At 70.2% G+C, this 17,964-nt stretch carries 21 protein-coding genes; 12 read left to right on the top strand and 9 right to left on the bottom strand.

Annotation, left to right across the window (positions count from 1 at the left end):
- Positions 1-258 precede the first annotated feature (258 nt).
- From ACFYWM_RS38680 to ACFYWM_RS38670, 3 genes are read left to right on the top strand one after another with little or no spacing between them, the layout of a single operon-like run.
- Complete coding sequence (locus ACFYWM_RS38680) at positions 259-456, top strand: hypothetical protein (protein ID WP_389924873.1); 198 nt, start codon at positions 259-261, stop codon at positions 454-456.
- A 5-nt stretch (positions 457-461) separates the two neighbouring features.
- Positions 462-992, top strand: a complete 531-nt coding sequence (locus ACFYWM_RS38675) for a DUF6879 family protein (RefSeq protein ID WP_389924870.1) — start codon at positions 462-464, stop codon at positions 990-992.
- Positions 982-1,833, top strand: a complete 852-nt coding sequence (locus ACFYWM_RS38670; RefSeq protein WP_389924867.1) for a helix-turn-helix domain-containing protein — start codon at positions 982-984, stop codon at positions 1,831-1,833. Before ACFYWM_RS38675 ends, ACFYWM_RS38670 begins: the two co-directional genes overlap by 11 nt.
- Before the next feature lie 362 nt (positions 1,834-2,195).
- Here the strand turns inward: ACFYWM_RS38670 and ACFYWM_RS38665 are convergent, their stop codons facing one another.
- Positions 2,196-2,942 carry an alpha/beta fold hydrolase gene (locus ACFYWM_RS38665; protein WP_389924864.1) on the bottom strand — a complete coding sequence of 249 codons (747 nt, stop codon included), beginning with the start codon at positions 2,940-2,942 and terminating at the stop codon, positions 2,196-2,198.
- On the opposite strand from ACFYWM_RS38665, the gene ACFYWM_RS38660 reads away from it, so the two are divergent.
- Complete coding sequence (locus ACFYWM_RS38660) at positions 2,932-3,192, top strand: hypothetical protein (RefSeq protein WP_389924861.1); 261 nt, start codon at positions 2,932-2,934, stop codon at positions 3,190-3,192. The two genes, ACFYWM_RS38665 and ACFYWM_RS38660, sit on opposite strands and share 11 nt — an antisense overlap.
- A gap of 267 nt (positions 3,193-3,459) precedes the next feature.
- Here the strand turns inward: ACFYWM_RS38660 and ACFYWM_RS38655 are convergent, their stop codons facing one another.
- Positions 3,460-4,020 (bottom strand): TetR/AcrR family transcriptional regulator, encoded by a 561-nt coding sequence (locus tag ACFYWM_RS38655; protein ID WP_389924858.1) that lies wholly within the window; start codon positions 4,018-4,020, stop codon positions 3,460-3,462.
- 214 nt (positions 4,021-4,234) lie between these two features.
- Between ACFYWM_RS38655 and ACFYWM_RS38650 the strand changes: the two genes are divergently transcribed.
- Positions 4,235-5,710, top strand: coding sequence for an MFS transporter (locus ACFYWM_RS38650; protein ID WP_389924855.1), 1,476 nt, complete (start codon positions 4,235-4,237; stop codon positions 5,708-5,710).
- Positions 5,711-5,745: 35 nt separating this feature from the next.
- On the opposite strand, the gene ACFYWM_RS38645 is transcribed toward ACFYWM_RS38650, so the two are convergent.
- Positions 5,746-6,345 carry a hypothetical protein gene (locus ACFYWM_RS38645; RefSeq protein WP_389924852.1) on the bottom strand — a complete coding sequence of 200 codons (600 nt, stop codon included), beginning with the start codon at positions 6,343-6,345 and terminating at the stop codon, positions 5,746-5,748.
- Positions 6,346-7,130: 785 nt separating this feature from the next.
- Here ACFYWM_RS38645 and ACFYWM_RS38640 point away from each other — a divergent pair.
- Entirely contained in the window at positions 7,131-7,898 is a 768-nt protein-coding gene (locus ACFYWM_RS38640; RefSeq protein ID WP_389924849.1) for a MerR family transcriptional regulator, read from the top strand.
- A gap of 380 nt (positions 7,899-8,278) precedes the next feature.
- Here ACFYWM_RS38640 and ACFYWM_RS38635 read toward each other — a convergent pair whose 3' ends face one another.
- Entirely contained in the window at positions 8,279-9,160 is an 882-nt protein-coding gene (locus ACFYWM_RS38635; RefSeq protein ID WP_389924846.1) for a TIGR03619 family F420-dependent LLM class oxidoreductase, read from the bottom strand.
- Between the two features lie 471 nt (positions 9,161-9,631).
- Positions 9,632-10,237, bottom strand: a complete 606-nt coding sequence (locus ACFYWM_RS38630; RefSeq protein ID WP_389924844.1) for a GNAT family N-acetyltransferase — start codon at positions 10,235-10,237, stop codon at positions 9,632-9,634.
- A 175-nt stretch (positions 10,238-10,412) separates the two neighbouring features.
- On the opposite strand from ACFYWM_RS38630, the gene ACFYWM_RS38625 reads away from it, so the two are divergent.
- From ACFYWM_RS38625 to ACFYWM_RS38615, 3 genes are all read left to right on the top strand, one after another.
- The gene (locus ACFYWM_RS38625) at positions 10,413-10,871 is read left to right on the top strand and encodes a hypothetical protein (RefSeq protein ID WP_389924841.1); all 459 of its coding nucleotides are present in this window, start codon (positions 10,413-10,415) and stop codon (positions 10,869-10,871) included.
- 111 nt (positions 10,872-10,982) lie between these two features.
- Positions 10,983-11,990 (top strand): endonuclease/exonuclease/phosphatase family protein, encoded by a 1,008-nt coding sequence (locus ACFYWM_RS38620; RefSeq protein ID WP_389924838.1) that lies wholly within the window; start codon positions 10,983-10,985, stop codon positions 11,988-11,990.
- An 83-nt stretch (positions 11,991-12,073) separates the two neighbouring features.
- On the top strand, positions 12,074-12,817 hold the full coding sequence (locus ACFYWM_RS38615; RefSeq protein WP_389924835.1) for an HAD family hydrolase: 744 nt from the start codon (positions 12,074-12,076) through the stop codon (positions 12,815-12,817).
- Here the strand turns inward: ACFYWM_RS38615 and ACFYWM_RS38610 are convergent.
- Positions 12,814-12,960, bottom strand: coding sequence for a hypothetical protein (locus ACFYWM_RS38610; RefSeq protein ID WP_389924832.1), 147 nt, complete (start codon positions 12,958-12,960; stop codon positions 12,814-12,816). The genes ACFYWM_RS38615 and ACFYWM_RS38610 overlap by 4 nt on opposite strands.
- Before the next feature lie 126 nt (positions 12,961-13,086).
- On the opposite strand from ACFYWM_RS38610, the gene ACFYWM_RS38605 reads away from it, so the two are divergent.
- Together ACFYWM_RS38605 and ACFYWM_RS38600 are read left to right on the top strand one after the other, a co-directional pair.
- Complete coding sequence (locus tag ACFYWM_RS38605) at positions 13,087-13,569, top strand: SigE family RNA polymerase sigma factor (RefSeq protein ID WP_389924829.1); 483 nt, start codon at positions 13,087-13,089, stop codon at positions 13,567-13,569.
- Positions 13,566-14,591, top strand: coding sequence for a hypothetical protein (locus tag ACFYWM_RS38600; RefSeq protein ID WP_389924826.1), 1,026 nt, complete (start codon positions 13,566-13,568; stop codon positions 14,589-14,591). Before ACFYWM_RS38605 ends, ACFYWM_RS38600 begins: the two co-directional genes overlap by 4 nt.
- On the opposite strand, the gene ACFYWM_RS38595 is transcribed toward ACFYWM_RS38600, so the two are convergent.
- The 3 genes from ACFYWM_RS38595 to ACFYWM_RS38585 all read right to left on the bottom strand — a co-directional run bounded on the left by ACFYWM_RS38595 (position 14,512) and on the right by ACFYWM_RS38585 (position 16,661).
- Complete coding sequence (locus tag ACFYWM_RS38595) at positions 14,512-14,964, bottom strand: alpha/beta fold hydrolase (protein WP_389924823.1); 453 nt, start codon at positions 14,962-14,964, stop codon at positions 14,512-14,514. The two genes, ACFYWM_RS38600 and ACFYWM_RS38595, sit on opposite strands and share 80 nt — an antisense overlap.
- 165 nt (positions 14,965-15,129) lie before the next feature.
- Positions 15,130-16,002 carry an NAD-dependent protein deacetylase gene (locus ACFYWM_RS38590; RefSeq protein ID WP_389924821.1) on the bottom strand — a complete coding sequence of 291 codons (873 nt, stop codon included), beginning with the start codon at positions 16,000-16,002 and terminating at the stop codon, positions 15,130-15,132.
- Positions 16,003-16,064: 62 nt separating this feature from the next.
- Positions 16,065-16,661, bottom strand: a complete 597-nt coding sequence (locus ACFYWM_RS38585; RefSeq protein ID WP_389924818.1) for a TetR/AcrR family transcriptional regulator — start codon at positions 16,659-16,661, stop codon at positions 16,065-16,067.
- 165 nt (positions 16,662-16,826) lie between these two features.
- Between ACFYWM_RS38585 and ACFYWM_RS38580 the strand changes: the two genes are divergently transcribed.
- Positions 16,827-17,843: an alcohol dehydrogenase catalytic domain-containing protein gene (locus tag ACFYWM_RS38580; RefSeq protein ID WP_389924815.1), complete on the top strand. Its 1,017-nt coding sequence runs from the start codon at positions 16,827-16,829 to the stop codon at positions 17,841-17,843.
- Positions 17,844-17,964: the final 121 nt, after the last annotated feature.

Here is a 17,964-nt window from a genome sequence, read left to right as displayed (position 1 = left end):
CAGCACAATCCCATCCCGCAGACACTTACCGCTTAACCTGCAGAAACAGGATCACGCGAAGGTCAACTCATACACCACTTCGCTGGACGTGACCCACGCGGTCAAGCGTCCCTTTGAGGGGCGTTGGTGCGACTTGGGTACCTTCCGGACGAGTACATACAGAGGCCTTACCCGCAAGGAGCCTTGACGCCGTCCACCACGCACCTCAAAGTCAACGTTGCTAGCTATCTCTAGCAATCTCCGGGAAGGATCATGCACATGCGTCTGCGGTTCCTTGGCACGTCCTCCGAGAACGGTGACTGTCCCGCTGCCTACGAGACCTCCAGTGGCACGGTGGCCATCCAGGGCAAGCTCATCCTCGACCCCCAGGCGCTCGGTGACGCCGTCAACCTCGGGCTGGGAGAGGCTATCGACGAGATCCCACGCGAGATGCTCACGTTCATCCCGAAGGAGTAGCAAGGGTGACGGAACTCGTCAGAGGTGACCGCTTCCAGGAGCTGTTCGCCTCGTTCCGCTCCACCGCCCAGCGTCTGGAGACGCGCGACCGCTACAACTCGCCGGTCGAACGGGAACCGCTGCGCCGGTTCCTGGAGGGGAATCCCGATCCGGAGTGGGCCAACAGGCCGTGGCTCCACTCGGTCCGCCAGGCGGCGGCGGAAGGACGCTACTTCCAGCGGGTCCGAGTGGTCTCCCTCCCGCTGTCGGACTATGCCCGCTTCGGATTGCACGGGGCCAAGGCCAACAACGCGGCGGGGGAGGACATCCGATACCTGGACCGCGACACCGCGCTCGGGGCAGGTGTCCCTCAGCTCGACGTGTGGTGCTTCGACCGTTCCCTGTCGGCCATCCTTCACTTCGATGACGAGGACGGATCAATGTTGGGTGCCGAGCTGATCGACGATCCCGGCGTCGTGGCCGAGCACCGCGGATGGTTCGATCTCGCCCGGAAGCTGTCGGTGTCGCGTGAGGAATTCGTGAAGCGTGTCGAGTGACATCCGCCAGGCACGCGAAGCACTGGGTTTCAAGCTGCGGGAGGTCCGGCTGGACGCCGGGCTGAGCGGCAGGGGGCTCGCAGGTCAGGCCAAGTGGCAGGCGTCCAAGGTCAGCAAGATCGAGCTGGGCAGGCAGACTCCCACCGATCACGACATCCGGGTCTGGCTGGAGATCGCGGACGCCAGGGAGAGGGAGCCCGACCTCGTCGCGGAGCTTCGCTCCCTGGAGTCGAAGTACGTGGAATGGCGCCGCCGGATCCGTGACGGGGTGAAGGCGCGTCAGCAGGAGATCGGCCGGCTCGAATCCGGGGCCGGGCGGATCCGGTCGTTCCAGTGTTCCGTCATCCCCGGTCTGCTCCAGATTCCCCCGTACATGAGAGAGCGCTTCAGACGATCGGTGGACATCTGGGGGGCGCGCGACGACATCGAAGAGGGGATCAAGGCGCGGATCAAGCGCCAGGACGTCCTGTACGAAGCGGACGTTCACATCGTGATGACCGAGGCGGCGCTGCGGTACGGGACGGCGCCTCGCGAGATCCTGGTGGAGCAGCTGGATCGCCTGTCCGTCGCGACATCACTGCCCAGGCTGCGACTCGGAGTCATCCCGCTCCGGGAGTCGTACGCGGCCACGCCCCTGCACGGATTCCACATCCTGGAAGCTCACACCGTGCTCGTCGAGACCTTCGCCGCGGAGCTCACTCTCACCCAGCCCAGCGAGATCGAGATCTACGCGAAGATCTTCGACTCCCTGGCGGACATCGCCCGCTACGGCCGCGAGGCTCGCGAGGTCATCACTCGGGTGCTCGGTGATCTGCACGCCGAAGTCGAGCCACGCGGCTGACGGTCACTGACCTCTGGCTGGTTTTCGAGCAATCTGGAGCAATCCTGTTGACCCGCTGTGAGCGAGTTCCTACCGTCGGAACATGCCCTCACGGATGTCGAGCTTGGAGCCTGCGGTGTCCCGCGAGGAGTTCGTGAAGCGTGTCGAGTGACATCCGCCAGGTACGCGAAGCGCCGGGTTTCGGTTGCCGGCGCGGTGGCCGGGAAGGTTCACCGGATTGCTGCTCGCGGTGACCGGGCTCGGGCGTCGTACGCCCATGGGAGTTGTCCGGAAGAGAAGGCCTGGTGAACCGGGTTTCCGGATCGCTCTCACGGTTCCACGGTTTTGCGTTGAAAACCAGGTAAGTGTCGGTGTCGTTGGGCTCAGCGGCGTGTGGAGACCATCTGCTCGATCTGGTCGAGGACCAGTTCGGGCTCGTCCTTGGCGATGTCGTGCGAGGTGCCCTCGGCGGTGATGAGGGTACGCTCCGGTCCTGCTTTCGTGAACGCGGCCGCCGCGTCACGCCAGTGCTGAGCGTCTTGTGGCGAGTCCTCGAAGGGTGTCTTCCCTGACACGATGACGATGGCGGGAACGCTCTTCGGCCAGGAAACCTGGTGGTACGCGTGGTGTACGGGGCCGAAGTTCGTCGCCGTCGCGATGAGCTGGCGGTTGCGCCTGGTCGACGGCTGTTTTTTGAGCTCTTTGATCTGTGGCGTGTAGACGGCCACGATACGGGCGATCTGCGCATCGGTATAGAACGGAGGCAGGTTCGCGTCGACAAGCACCGCGCCCGAGACCCAGCGAGGATGTTCGCGGACGAAATAGGTCGCGACCTCACCAGCCTGCGAGTGCGACACGAGGATCACGTCACGGGTGACGCCGAGCCGACGCAGACCGGCCCGCAGGTCGGAGACCGCGCCATGGACGTTCCAGGGGCCTTTCACCGCGTCGCTGTCACCGAGGCCGGCTCGATCGTAGGTGATGATTTTCGACCCGGTGGCCTTTGACAGCTGTGGGACCAGGTCATTCCAGTAGGAGGAGTCCTCGCCGCCGCCGGAGTCCAGGACGATGGCGGGAAGGTGTCCGGGCGTCACGTGAAAAGCCAGCCGGTGCCCGTTGTTGGAGATCACCCGCAATTGCGACGCCTTCGACGACGGCTTTGGTCCCTGTGTGCTGTTTGAGGCGATCGGACCGGTAGGGGACGCCGGGCCGGAAGCCGCCGCCGGGGCAGGCGTCGCGGAGTCACCGCACGCGGCCAGTGCCCCCACCATGACAGCGGGCAGGACAAGGGCGACAGTGGCCCGGCGAGGCCAGGACGAAATTTGCATGATCACGAAATCCTTGCATGACGGCATCCGCGAAGCGCCTTACGGGCTCTGACGCGGTGCCGGTCGAGTGGAACGAGACCAAGTCTTCTCGAACACCTGATCTCGATCGATCCCGCCAGCCAGCCAGTCACGGTTACGGACAGCTGCAAGAGCATGCCGGGGGTGTACCCCCACGTTTCGGTCAATCCAGATGCCGCTACCGATCACCCGTGCTGTGACCGGAAACATCCGCCGGGCTGCGGCCCTTACGGCGTGAGTACTCAGCCGTTGGTGAGGGTTTCGAGCGGTTCCGGGAAGGGGCCAACGCGGGAGGTCGCGGTCAGCGTACGAGGGGGAGGAAGATCGTGTCGACGATCTCCTCAAGGACGTGGTCGGGGGCCGGGGCGAAGGTCGTGAGGATCGCGAGGCGTAGCAGGTCGAAGGGGAGGGTCTTGATGCGTTCGGTGAGGCGTTCGGGGTTGATCTCGCCGCGGTCGATGGCGCGGTCGAAGATGACGTCGCCGGTTTTCTCGTGTCCCGTGGCGAGGAGGTCACCGGGGCCGGTGCCCGTGGCCTGGTAGTAGGCGGCCAGGTGCACGCTCATGGCGCTGATGAACTGGGCGCGGGTGGTGTTGATCGTCCGCATGAGGGTGAGGACGTCCTCGCGCAGGCTCCCGGTGTCGGGGACGTCGACCCGGGAGTGCTCCAGGGCGTGGGAGATGGCCGCCCGGACGAGTTCGTCGCGGTCTGACCAGCGGCGGTAGAGCACGGGAGGGCTGGTGCCGGCGCGCTGGACGACGGCGTCCATGGTGAACCTGGCGTAGCCGTTGTCGGCGAGTTCCGCCCAGGCCGCGTCCAGGAGCGCCTTCTCCAGTGCCGCTCCGCGGCGCCGCTCGGCCATCCATGTCCTCCATTAGATAGATTTGCCTATCTTATTTTGGCGCCCTATGCTGGCGGCCAGAAGGTAGACGTCTCTATCTTATGTGCCCGTTCCTGGGCACTCCCACGGGACTGGACCCGCGCGGGCTCCGGCCGTTCCGCCTGCTCGATGACCGGCACGCACCGGCTTCGTCGCCACGCATGGCACCACCGATCCCTACGGCGAGGAGTACGCCATGAGCATCCGACACCCCACCGAACCACGCGTACCCCGGTCGCTGGGTGAGGCCTGGATGGCCCTGGCCGGGCTGTCGGCGGTGTTCCTGTTCGAGATGCTGGACAACTCGATCCTGAACGTCGCATTGCCCTCGATCGGCCGCGAACTGCACGTCTCGACGATCGGGCTGCAGTGGGTGACGAGCTCCTACGCCGTCGTCTTCGGCGGGCTGATGCTGTTCTTCGGCGCGATCGCCGACCGGTTCGGCCGGAGACGGATCATGCTCGTCGGCCTGGTGCTGCTCGGCGTCGCGAGCCTGGCCACCGCGTTCGTCTCCACCGGGGAGCAGCTGATCGCCGTCCGGATGGCGATGGGGGTCGCCGCCGCGATGACCACGCCCGGATCGATGGCGCTCGCCTTCCGGCTGTTCGCCGACGACGGCCTGCGCGTCCGCGCGATGACCCTCATCTCGACCGTGGGCCTGGTCGGGCTCGCGATCGGCCCGACGACGGGCGGCCTGGTCCTCGCGATCGCGCCGTGGCAGGTCCTGCTGCTGGTGAACGTGCCGATCGCCGTCCTCGCGATCGTCGGTGTGCGGTTCGGCGTCGCCGCGGACGTCGCGGCCGACCTGCACCGCGATCCGGTGGACGTCGCGGGCGCGGTGCTGGGCACGGTGACGATCGTGCTCGCGCTCGTCACGCCGACGCTGTTCGTGGAGGAGGGCGCCGGATCGTGGGTCGGGTGGGCGGCCACGGCGGCGGCCGTCGTGGCGGCGGTCGCGTTCGTCCTGCGCGAGCGTTCGGCGCGCCACCCGCTCCTCGACCTGAGACTCCTCGCTCACCCCCTGGTCTCCAGCGGCCTGGCGTTCAAGGCCGCGGCCGGGCTGGCGACCGTCGGCCTCGGTTACCTGGTGACGCTGCAGCTGCAGCTCGACTGGGGATGGACGCCCGCGCAATCCGCCCTCGGGATGTTGCCGCAGGTCGTCGTCCTCGTCGCGGGCGGTGCTTTTGTCGGCCCGTTCGTCCGGTGGGCCGGTCTCGACCGGGCCGCGTGGCTCAGTGCCGTGGCCGTCGTGGCCGGGCTCGCCGTCTATGGACTGCTGGGCCGTCTCGGCTACGTGGAGGTCGCGATCGCCCTCGTGCTCGTGGCCGCCGGGATGCGCGTGGTAGGCGTCGTCTCCGGCGTCAACGTCCTGCGCGGCCTGCCGGAGAACCGGACCACGATCGGCACGGCGATCGTCGACACCGCCACCGAGGTCACCTCCGGCGTCGGCATCGCCGCCACCGGCACCATCCTCGCGGCCCTGTTCACCGGCGACATCGCCACGTCGGGCTGGACCGCGCGGCAGGCCGCGCAGTTCGGGGAAGCGGTCACGGTCGCGGCTCTCACGCTCACGGTCGTGGCCGCCGCGCTCATCTGCTGGGGAATCGTCCGTACGCGGCACGCCGCGAACGGTCAGGCGACCACGCCCGTCGACGACGCGATTCCCGTGTAGGCCCGGCGGCCTGCCGGCCACGTCCGTTGAGGGTGTTACCGGTCTGGGGTCTGTGTACGTCGCTGGGCCGCCCATTCCGCGGTGCCCTCAAGGCCGACGATGACACCGATCAGCACCACGGCGAGGTTCGACAGCTCGCCGAAGGACTCGGAGCGATCCGTCTCGTCGTTCTGCCGTTTCCCGAGTGCCTTCCAGTCCTTCTCCTGGGAGAGGAGGGCGGTGACCACACGGGGTGGGAGGCCGTCTTCGCGCCGGGGGGCGCGTCCCATCTCGACGGCCACCTCCTCGCCGCGCAGGGCCACCTTCTCCTCCGCGCGGGCCACGGCCCGTTCGGTGGCGGCCTGCCTGCTCGTGGTGTCGAGGTCGTAGACGGTGCCGATGTCCCTGCCGGTCGCGTACAGCCCGAGTTCCTTCGCCGTCATCCGCGTCTGCGTCTGGAAGCTCGATCGGGTGATGCTGATCGCTATGTCGCTCGTCAGCTGGACCGCCAGGCGGGCCGACGTGCCCTGTGAGCGCTGTTCCTCCGCGCCGAGGGCGAGTTGGACGAGGGGGAACACGATTCCGGCGGCCCACAAGGTGAGCAGCAGCGTCGATACGCGCCACTGGTCGGCCGGGGCGATCCCGGGTTGCGGCATCAGCTCGACGGTGTCGCTCCGGGACGAGGCGTGGCGGCCGGGGAAACGGAGGGAGGCGACGACGACGGCGGCCCCGGTGACGAGGACGGCGACCAGGGCCAGCTGCCCGCCCAGCCGCGCGGAGCTGTCGCCCTCGGCGGCCAGGGCGTCCGGGTTCTCGGCGGGCGGCCGCTTCCCGGCCGCCTCGTCGGCGATGAGGCCGGCGAGGCGGCCGGGAACGTCGGCGCCACCGGCGTCGACCCGGTGGATGAGGCTCTCGGGCGGAGCCCTGGTCTGCAGGGCGAAGGCGGTCTGCTTGGCGGCCTCTCGCTGGGACGCGGCCAGACGGTTGCCGTCGTCACGAGTGCTTTGCGAGCCGCCGTCCTGGCGGCACCCCTTCCGGCGGGGGAGCCGTGGCCCGGCGGGGAGAACCGTGGCGCGCGTTCATCTTTTGTCGCGTCCTTCGCCCGCATTCATCGGTCAGGACACTCTCTGTGTCGGCTCGCTCACGCTGTCTGCAGGCAAGAGTGACCGTTCCGCAACGGTCTGTAAAGCGATAGAGGAAATCAGTCTCCGCGTTTTCGCCCCTTGTCGGCTTGACGGCGGGGTTTCTATCGAGATGACCTGGCCCAATGCTCCGTCGCCTCAAAATGTCGCTCCAGAAGAGAGACGGAGCCGAAAAGCGTGCGGTCCCTCTCCCGGGGCGCGTACGTGCTCGGCTTGACTCTGCCGCCGCGTCAACATCTAGCGTCGTGTACGGGCCGGAGGAACCGGCTCGGTGATGTGAGAAAACAGGTGGGCGGGCCATGGCGTGGTCGATCGCACAGGTGGCGCGGATGTCCGGGGTGACGTCGAGGACCCTGCGTCACTACGACGAGATCGGGTTGCTGGCACCCGCCCGGGTCGGGGGGAACGGCTACCGCCACTACGAGGAGGAACAGCTGCTGCGCCTGCAGCAGATCCTGGTGCTGCGGGAGCTCGATCTCGGTCTCGCCGAGATCAGGGAGATCGTCGACCGGCACACCGACCCGGTGGAGGCGTTGCGCGAGCACCACCGGCGGCTGCTGGGTGAGCGCGACCGGCTGGACGCGGTGGCCCGCATGGTGGCTCGTACCATCACCGAACTCCAGGAGGGCGAAGGGAAGGACGGCATGTCCAGAATCAGCAGACCGGAGAACCTGTTCGAGGGATTCGACGGGGTGAGATACGCGGAGGAGGCCCGTGAACGGTGGCCGGGGCACTGGGAGCGGGCCGGGCAGCAGGAGCTCCTGGACACCGCGACTCCCCGGGAGCTCGACCGCCTGGGGCGGGAGGCGACGGCGGGAATGATCCGGATGGCCGAGCACATGGCCGCCGGCACACCGGCCGACGACCCCGCGGTCCTCGCCGAGCTCGACGCCCACTACCGGCACATGACCCGGTTCTGGACGCCGACCACGGCGGAGTACACGCACCTGGCTCGGATGCAGGCCGACGACGAGCGGCTCAAGGTGAACTACGAGCGGATCGCCGAGGGGCTGGCCGCGTACATGCGTGACGCCATGGTCGCATACGCGCACGCCCGGCTGAGCTGAACCCCGCAGGACGAGGGGGAGGGAGCCGCAGATCCTTCGCCCCGCCACCTCGGCTCAGGGCTGTCCCGCAACCGGTCCTGTCGTGGGGTGCGCAGGTGGGGTGGCCGCTCGCCACCGGCCACCCCGTTCAGCGGGGAACGAACGGATCGTCTTCCTGGCCGCCGGTTCTCGTCCGTACGCCGAAGGGGCTGTCGATGGCGTACCTCCAGGGTAAGGGGTGACGACCGTGAGGTAAGTGAATCGCCAGGCTTCGGCCGGACGTCTTCGGCCTCGTTCGGTTCTGTGCCGGTGGTGGCCATCACGGTCGCCGAGCACTGCTGATCTTTCGCTGGGGACTGCCGTGGGGGCGGCCACTCCCGCGGAACGGTGTGCGGCAGGCGTCAGGCGCGCGTCCCCGCCTCGGTGGTGTCGAGGAGGGCGAACCGCTGGGCGAACGCGGACAGTTCCTCGCGTTGCCGTTCCGGTTCGGTGGCGGTGGCACCCACGACGATGCGGGTCACGCCTTGCGCGGCGAACGCCTCGACCTCGTCGGCGGTCATGTCGATCGCCCCCGATCGCGTGTACTCCAGCGTTTCCGGGTCGCGGCCGGCCTCGACGGCGGCGGCCCGGGCGAGGTCCATCTGGAGGGCGCGCTCGTCCGGGGCGAGCGCGCCACCGGGGAAGTAGCCGTCGCCGCGTCGCCCGGCGCGGCGTGCGGCCGCCCTGCTCGATCCGCCGACGTGGATCGGCAGGTGGGTGACCCCGTGGGGCTTCGGGAACTGGCACAGCCCGTCGAAGGCGAAGAACTCCCCGTCGAAGCTGACACCGTCTTCGCCACCGGCCCAGAGCAGCCGCATCACGTCGATCGCCTCGTCGGCGCGACGGCCACGGGTGCCGAAGTCGACCCCCACCGCCCTGGCCTCGCCGGGCAGGGCGCCGAGCCCCACGGTCAGCAGCCGCATCCGCCCCTTGGACAGCACGTCGACGGTCGCCAGGCGCTTGGCGAGGATCACCGGATGGTGGTACGGCAGCAGCAGCACGCCCGTCCCGAGCAGGATCCGTCGCGTGGCCGCGGCGACGAAGCTCAGGCAGTCGAGCGGATCGAAGTACGGCAGCGACGGCGGGAGCTCGAAGCGCCCGACCGCCGCACCCGGGTACAGCGCGATGTGCTCGGGCAGGTACAGCGCCTCGAAGCCGCAGTCCTCGGCGTGCTGGGCGTAGGCCACGATCTTGTCGGGGTCGACGCCGTAGTAGGGCGTGCTGTAGCTGACTGCGAACTTCATCGTCGTTCCTTCGGTCGACCGGCCAATACGACGGATGGGCGGGCGCCGTGGCGGTACCACCGCTCTGCGGTGGCACCGTGGCGGCTCCGTGGTGGCTCTGTGGCCTCGCCACGCGTCGACAACCTTCCCACCCGCCTGTCGCGGCCACGGTAGAACCTTGTCACCGGCGTCAAGGCAACTCGCGCCCGGTCACGGTCGCGGACAGCGGCCGATCCAGCCGCGCGACGCCGACCTGTCGCCCGGCTCACCTGACCCGCCGGCCGGGCCGGAGAGCCGGCCGGGACGCGGCAGGCCGTGTGGTCGGACCCGACCGCCGGACTCGCCGGCGTCGCCCTGCTGCGCGTGCCCTTCCCCGGCCGGGACACCCCGCGGGTGAGGGTGCTGTTCGCCGAACCCCGCGAGGGAACCGGGCCGTACGGCGAGGTCGTGGTCCGTGGTCCGGGGTCCGGGGGCGGGGGATCGCGGGGTGTCTCAGCGGGCGGGCAGGGTCGGGTGCGGGTCGCCGGAGCCCTGGCTCGGGGCGGTGATGGCCCATCGTTCGTGGCCGCGCCAGGCGCCGTCGATGAACAGCAGGTCCGGCGAGTATCCCTCCCTGCGGAAGCCGTGCCGCTGGACGAGCCTGAGGGAGGCGTGGTTGCCGGGCTGGATGTTGGCCTCCAGCCGGTGCAGCCGCAACACCTCGAACGCGTGGCGCAGCACCAGGCGGATGCCCTCGGAGATGTAGCCCTGGCCGGCGGTGGGCGCGAAGGCGGCGTAGGCGAGGGAGCCGCATTGGAAACGTCCGCGGATGATGCTGTTGATATTGATGTTGCCCACGATGGCGCCGGTGTCCCGCGTACAGACCAGCAGGCCCTCGGCGGCCTCCGGGTCCTCGAACCGTTCGAGGTAGGCCCGGAACTCCTGCGGTGTGCCGGGCAGGGGCATCCACGGGTGGTGCAGGTCGACGCTGGCACGGACCAGTTCGAGGAACTCGTCCTGGTCGCGGCCGGAGATCGGGCGCAGGATCACCCGGGAGGAACCCTCCCGCGGGCCACCGGGGAGGGGTTCCTCACGTTCGGGGGTGTCGTTCTGAGTCACGAGTGGGACGGTACCGCCACCGGTGGACACACTCGTCGCCGGAGCCGCTCCGGGACCCGCGGGCCGATCGGTCCCACCGGAGTGGCCGGTCGGGAGCGGCGCCGTTGTGTCGGTGGCGGCCGTTACAGTCGCCGAGCACCGTTGGCCTTTCGCCGAGGACCTTTGAGGGGAACGCATGACCGAGCCCGACGTGACGATGGTCAGGATCGGCGAAGCTGTCGAGCTGGGGCGGCGGGGTGAGCGGGAGGCCGCTCGGAAGCTGTTCTCCGAGGTGTGGGAGGAGATCGGGGTGACGGGTGATCCCCTGCACCGTTGCGCTCTCGCCCACTGGATGGCCGACGTCCAGGACGAGGTGGAGGAGGAGCTGCTCTGGGACCTTCGCGCCCTGGAGGCGGCCGACCTGGTCACCGACGAGCGGGCTCGGCAGGCGGGCGTCGCCGGTTCGGTGAGCGGTTTCTACCCTTCCCTGCACCTCAACCTGGGTGACGCCTACCGCAGGCTCGGCGACCTGGACCGGGCGCGTGACCACCTCGAACGCGGGCGGGCCGCCGTCGGCGCGCTCGGTGACGACGGCTACGGGCAGATGATCAGGCAGGGTCTCGACCGGCTCGCCGATCGCCTGCGGACGGCCTGACGGCCCCCCGTTTCGCTTCCCCGTTTCGCCTCCTCGCCCTGCTTCCCGTTTCGCTTCCCCGTTTCGCTTCCCCGTTCCGCGAGCGGCCGTGATGATCGTACGGTCGGACGTATGAGCGTCGAAGATCGGAAGGCCGGTGGCGAGGGGGGAAGCGCCCGTCGTGCCGGCCCCCGGGTGTGGGGACGGGACGGGGCGTCCCGGAGGCGCGGACGGGTTCTCGCGTCGGCCGCCGTGCTGGTGGCGGGGCTGCTGGCGTTCCCCTCGCTCGTGCCCAACGCCGTGGGCAACCTCGGCAGCCTGCTGGAGACCTTCCTGCCCTGGGCCGGCCTGGCCGTTCCCGTACTGCTGGGAGCGGCGCTGCTGCGCCGCTCGCCCCTCGCGGTGATGTCCCTGGTGCTGCCCGCGGCGGTCTGGGTCGCGGTCTTCGGCGGGCGGTCGCTGCCCGCCGAGCGGGAGGCGGCGGGCGACTTGACCGTGCTCCAGCACAACGTCGGCGAGGAGAACCCCGACCACGAGGGGACCGCGCGGGCCGTGGCGCGGGCCGGGGCCGACCTGATCGCGCTGGAGGAGCTGACGCCCGGCGTCCTGCCCGTCTACGAGAGGGTTCTCGCGTCCGGCCATCCCCACCGCGCGGTCGCGGGCACCGTCGGCCTCTGGTCGAGGTACCCCCTGACGGACTCACGACCGGTGGACATCAGACCGGCGGACGTCGGGCCCGACTGGAACCGCGGGCTGCGGGTCACCGCGCGGACGCCGCAGGGGGACGTGGCCGTGTACGTCGCCCATCTCCCCTCGCTCCGCCTTGGGCTGCCGGACGGATTCGGGTCCGGGCGCAGGGACGAGAGCGCCGTCAAGCTGGGGGCGGCCGTCGCCTCGGAGAGGCTGGACAGGGTCGTGCTGCTGGGCGACCTCAACGGCACCCTCGACGATCGCGGCCTGGCCCCGCTCACCTCCCGGATGGCCTCGGCCGGGGAGAGGTTCGGTTTCAGCTGGCCGGCGCTCTTCCCGCTCGCCCGGATCGACCACGTCATGACCCGTGCGGCGATCCCCCTCGCCGCCTGGACCCTGCCCGCCACCGGCAGCGACCACCTGCCGCTCGTCGCCCGCGTCGACCTCTGACGCTCGCCGGAGGTCGTGGCCCGGGTCCTTGCGGGGGATCGGGCTGTCGGAGCCCGGTGGCGCGGGCTGGTTATGCTCGGGCGGTGAGCTTGCCGAGAACGCTCGTACTGTGGGACATCGACCACACGCTGATCGACGCCGGCGGTGTCACCGCCGACACCTACGACCACGCGCTGCACGCCGTCACCGGCCGGCGGATGGAGCACCCGGTGAAGGTGGCCGGGCGGACCGAGCGGGCGATCGTCACCGAGATCTTCCAGGCGCACGACGTCGAGGTGTCGGATCGGCTCCTCGCCTCCTTCTACGTCGCCCTCGCCGAGGCGTTCGCCGTGCGCGAGGCCGTCATGCGGGAGCGCGGCCGGGCCCTGGAGGGGGCGCGCGAGGTGCTCGCGGAGCTGGCGGAACGCCAGGATGTGGTGCAGTCGGTGCTCACCGGCAACACCGAGCCGGTCTCGATCGGCAAGCTCACGGTGTTCGGGCTGGAGGGCTTCGTGGACTTCGAGGTGGGCGCGTACGGCACCGACCACGAGGACCGCGCCGCGCTGGTGACCCTGGCGCAGGAGCGCGCCGCGGGCAAGTACGGGGAATCCTTCACCGCGCGCAACACCGTGCTGGTCGGTGACACGCCGAACGACGTCCGGGCCGGTCACGAGGGTGGAGCACGGGTGATCGCGGTGGCCACCGGCTTCAACGACGCGGGCGTCCTGAGCGAGGCCGGTCCCGAGCTGGTGCTGGGGGACCTCGCCGACACCGACGCCGTCGTACGGGCCGTGCTGGACGTGTCCGGCACAACGGGCGTGCCGGACCGGATGAGCGGCGACCGTTAGGCCGGGCCGGCCACGGCGCTCAGGTGGGCGAGCGTCTCGACGTAACCGGCGCGGGTGGTGGCAACGGTGATGGGGTCGAGAAACCGCTCGACCGCGGCCATCGTCGTCCTGCCGGTCGTCATGCCGGTCGTCAGGCCGGTCATCGCGCCCGGCCCACGCCTTTTTCCCCGCCCGCCATCGAATCTCCCTGGATTGCACCCCGCCATCGGGCAACCCGCCGCCGTGGCCGATGCGTCTGTACCGGCAGCAGACCAACGGAAGGCGATTAGGTGGCCGACAGGGCTATATTTCAGGACTTCGTGGTGGCGCGGTCCGACCGGCTCCTGCGCTTCGCGTACCTCCTCACCCACGACTGGGCCACAGCCGAGGACCTCCTGCAGGAATCTTTGGCGAAGGCGTGGTTCGCCTGGCCGGGCATCGACGAGCCGGAGGCGTATGTGCGGCGCGTGCTCATCACGACCTACACCTCGTGGTGGCGCAGGCGGTGGCGCCGGGAACTGCCCAGCGACGGCCTGCCGGAGAAACCGGTGCACGACCAGGTGGCGGACGAGCGGGCGGCGCTCTGGCGGGCGGTGGGCCGTCTGCCCGCCCGGCAGCGCGCGGTGATCGTGCTGCGGTTCTACGAGGACCTCCCGGTGACCGAGGTGGCCCAGCTCATCGGCTGCAACCCCGGGACGGTCAAGAGCCAGACCGCCAAGGCGCTGGCCAAGCTGAGAATCGACGAGTCGGTGGTTAAGGAGCTGCAGAGGTGACCGTAGAGAATCTCCGCGACGTACTGCGCGAGCACGCCGACCTGCTGCCGCCGCCGAACCCGTCGCGCGACGAGCAGGTACGCGACCGCGTGCGAAGGACCCGGGGGCGCAGGCGGATCGCGGTGGGCGCGATGGGTGCGATGGGCGCGGCCGTCGTGGCGGCGGCGGTGGCGCTGGCCGTGCCGCTCCTGCCCGCCACGACGCAGCCCGAGACCACCACGACGGTCTCGGGCGGGCTCATGCCCGTGCTGCCGGAGCGGTTCACCTCGGCGGACGGCACGGACTACCGGCTCGTGGCCAGGACCGTGATCGAGAAGACGGGCGATGCCAAGGCCACGCTCAGGGTTCCCTACACCGGCAAGCCGCTGGACGTCGGCGGCATGTGCGCGGGGCCGGACGACAGCCCGCCGCGAGTCGAGGTCAAGGGGTCTCGGCTGCGCGTACCGGTCTCGTTCATGGGCTGTGATCGGAAGCTGCGGCTGCAGCCGCTGGATGTCCCCGAAGGCGCCACGGAGGTGACGGCCACTTTCAACACGGTGACCTCCGGTCGGGGCTGCACCCAGGAGGAGCCGGGTGGTCCGTGCGTCACCAAGGCGCGTGCGCATGGTTCGTGGGTGCTGGGCGTGTACGAGTGGACCCCGCCCGCACGACCGGTCATGCCCGAACCACTGCGAGACATCCCCGAGAAGATGGGCAAGTGGCGGCTCACCGAAACGAGAAGCGGCCTCTGGCCGCAGGACACCACGGCCACCTTCAAGGTCGGCGGCAAGGCGGGGAAGGTCGCCCTCGACCAGCTCTGCTCGGGCGAGCTGGCCACGCGGCTGCGGTTCAGCTTCAGGGCGAACGGCCAGAGCGGGGGCACCATCAAGAGTTGCGGTGTCTGGACCTCGGGCAGGTTCCCGATGGCGATGAGCGAGCTCCACCTGACCGAGCCCACCACCGTCACCGTGGAGCTCTCCATGGCCGGTCAGTCCACCAACCGCCCGGTCCGGTGGTCGGTCGGCCTGTTCGAGCGATCGTAGGAACATGTTCTCGCCGTTCCACGCGTGGCCCACCCCGGGGGCCAGGCACGCCTCGCCCGCCGGAAACGCGGCGGCGATGTCGGTCAGGGAGCGCGCCGACGTAACCGCCGAGGGAGAGCCCCACGACGTGCGCCCTGCCCTCAGGCACCCGCGAGGCGATCACCTCGGCCACCAGCCGGGCGGTGTCGGCGATCGAGACCCACGGGTGGGTGTTGCTCCTCCCGTGCCCCGGCAGATCGAGGACCAGGACGCGCGTGTCCGTGGCCAGCTCATGGACCTGCTTGGTCCACATCCAGCCACTGGTGCCCACGCCGTGCAGAAGCACCACCGCCGATGCGTTCGTGGGGCCCGCCTCTTGGACGAAGATCGCCATGACGGCCATGCCGGCACAACCACACCCAACGGTGCTCCAACAGTACGAGCGACGGCGCCGGGAGCCCGCCGCGGCTGTCCTGCGGGTGGCGGGCGGAGCGAGAGGCCCGCCTCGGCGGCGACGGCGCGCACCGTGACGGCGTGCGGCCACGCCTGTACCGGCGGATCAGCGAGATGAGCCGGTGGGCACCGCTCCGGTGTCGATGGTGTCGATGGTGTCGATGAGGCGGACCAGTTCCGGGAGGACCGTGCCCAGGGGGGCGTCGACGGTCAGTTCCGCGTAGTCGTCGCCCCGGGTCGGGCCCTGGTTGACGATCGCCACCGGGATGCCGAGCTTCGCGGCGTGCAGCACGAACCGGCGGCCCGACATCACCGTCAGTGACGACCCGAGAACCAGGAGCAGGCGTGCTCCCTCCACGAGCGCGTAGCACTCGCGCACCCGCTCCGCCGGGACCGTCTCCCCGAAGAAGACGACGTCGGGCTTGAGCATCCCCCCGTCGCACGCCTGGCATTCGACCACCTGGAACGCGTCGATCTCCTCGTCCGGCAGCTCGACGTCGCCGTCCGGGTTGATCGCGGTGGGCAGGGCGCCGAAGCGCGGGTTCGCCCGGGTGAGGCGGCGGTCCAGCTCCTCGCGGGGGCTGGAGTGGCCGCAGTCCAGGCAGACCACGTCCCGCAGGTTGCCGTGGAGCTCGATGACGGAGCGGGCGCCGCCCGCCTGGTGCAGGCCGTCGACGTTCTGCGTGACGATGCCGGACACCAGGCCCCGCCGCTGGAGGGACGCGACGGCGTGGTGGCCGTCGTTCGGCGTCGCCCGGTTCATCGTCCGCCAGCCGATGTAGCTGCGGGCCCAGTAGCGCCGCCTGGCCACCGGGTCGCCGGTGAACGTCTGGTAGGTCATGGGGGTGTGCCGGGTCAGGGTGCCGCCGGGCCCCCGGTAGTCGGGGATGCCCGACTCCGTCGATATCCCGGCGCCGCTCAGCACCAGGACGCCGCCCTCGGCCAGCAGTCGCGCCAGCGTGCTCGTACCGTCGCTCACCTCTCCATGCTGCCCCACCCGCCCGGGCCGGACGACCCCGGGGGTCTGCCCGAGCCGGGTCGTCATGTGCCGGGGTGGTCGCCGTCCCGTACGAGCAGGGTGCCGAACGCGACGGTGAAGAAGGAGTCGAAGGCGCTCGCCGAGCGGTCGGCGCGGGCCGCGAGGAGGGTGCCCTCCCAGGCCGAGAGGAGGAAGCGGGCCGTCGCCTCCGGGTCGAGATCGGGGCGCACCGACCCGGCCTGCCGGGCCTCGGCGAGCGCCGCCGCGATCAGGGCGGCCCACTGCTGGAAGCTCTGCCGTACGGCCGTGCGGATGACGTCGCTGCGGTCGGCGATCTCGGCGCCGAAGTTGCCGATGAGGCATCCCCGGGTGCATCCGTGCCGCACGGTCTGGTCACGGAGGAACTCGAAGTGCCCGCGCAGGCGGGTCAGGGGCTCGACCCGGCCGTCGGCGAGATCCTCCATGCGGAGCCCCGCGCCGTAGCGTTCCAGGGCGACGACGGCGAGGGCCTCCTTGCTGTCGAAGTGGTTGTAGAAGGACCCCTTCGGGGTCCCGGCCGCGTCGGTGATGTCCTTCACCCCGGCCGCGTTGTAGCCCCGGACGTGAAACTGCTCCAGCGCGGCCTCGACGATCTCCGCGCGCATGCTCTTCCTGGCCATGGTCGCCCCCTCGGCTTTCAATATGGCCGGTCGTCTTGCATCTCGTCAAGCTGATGGGGGCGTGATTGACACTTTTAAGACGACCGGTCATATTGAAAAAGCCCGGAGCACCTCCGGGATCGTCTCGCGGGCCGTCACGGCCTCGAAATTCCCTTGGAGAGAGCCATGTCCACCTACCGCGCCTTCGAAGTCACCGGATCGCGGAAGTTCGAGCTCGTGGTCCGCGAGCTCCGGCGGCCACCCGTGGGTCAGGTCAGGATCCGGGTCGAGAGCTGCGGGGTCTGTCACACCGACGTCCTCGCCGTCGAGGGGCTCCGGGCCGGCCCGGAGCGGCCCGTCGTCCCCGGCCACGAGATCGTCGGCGTCATCGACGCGGTGGGCGACGGCGTGACCGGCTGGAAGGCCGGGGACCGGGTGGGCGTCGGGTTCCTGGGCGGCCAGTGCGGCGAGTGCGACCCCTGCCGGAGGGGTGACTTCGTCAACTGCGCGAACCAGGACCAGGTGGGGACCACCGCGGACGGCGGCTACGCCGAGGTCGTCTTCGCCAGGGGCAGCGGGCTCGTACGCCTCCCCGGGGGCCTCGGCCCCGTCGAGGCGGCGCCGCTGCTGTGCGCCGGTCTCACGATGTTCAAGGCGCTGCAGCGGGCGGGCGGCCCCCCGGGATCGCTGGTCGCCGTCCAGGGGATCGGCGGGCTCGGTCACCTGGGCCTGCAGTACGCCGCCAAGCTCGGTTACCGGGTGGCCGCCGTCGCCCGGGGAACGGGCAAGGAGGCGCTGGCGAGGCGGCTGGGAGCGGACCACTACGTCGACAGCTCCCGCCAGGACCCGGGGGCCGCCCTGCGGGAGCTCGGGGGCGCGGCCGCGATCATCGCGACGGCCGCCAACGGCGCCTCGATGACGCCGCTGGTCACCGGGCTCGCGCCTCGCGGCCGGCTGGTGGTCGTCGGAGCCGCCATGGATCCCATCTCCGTCAACACCCCCGACCTCATCTTCGGGACGCGCTCGATCAGCGGGAGTCTCACCGGCAGCTCGATCGAGAACGAGGACAACCTGGCCTTCAGCGGGCGGCACGGCATCCGCCCGATGATCGAGACCATGCCGCTGGCGGAGGCGCCGAAGGCGTACGAACGCATGCTGAGCGGTGAGGCCCGGTTCCGGGTCGTCCTCGACATGGCGGCGTGAGCCGGGAACTCGGCGCCGGGCGGCCCGGTCGGCGCGGTCGACGTTGAGCACGCGATGCGCCTCGGCGGCGATGATGCCGTGTCCGGGACGGAAGAGCAGGTCGAGGCGGCTACCGGCCCTC

Source organism: Streptosporangium sp. NPDC002721 (genome assembly GCF_042888905.1).
Lineage (GTDB): Bacteria > Actinomycetota > Actinomycetes > Streptosporangiales > Streptosporangiaceae > Streptosporangium.
The sequence above is the reverse complement of the archived record's forward strand: the minus strand, read 5'-3'. Positions and strand labels throughout refer to the sequence as shown.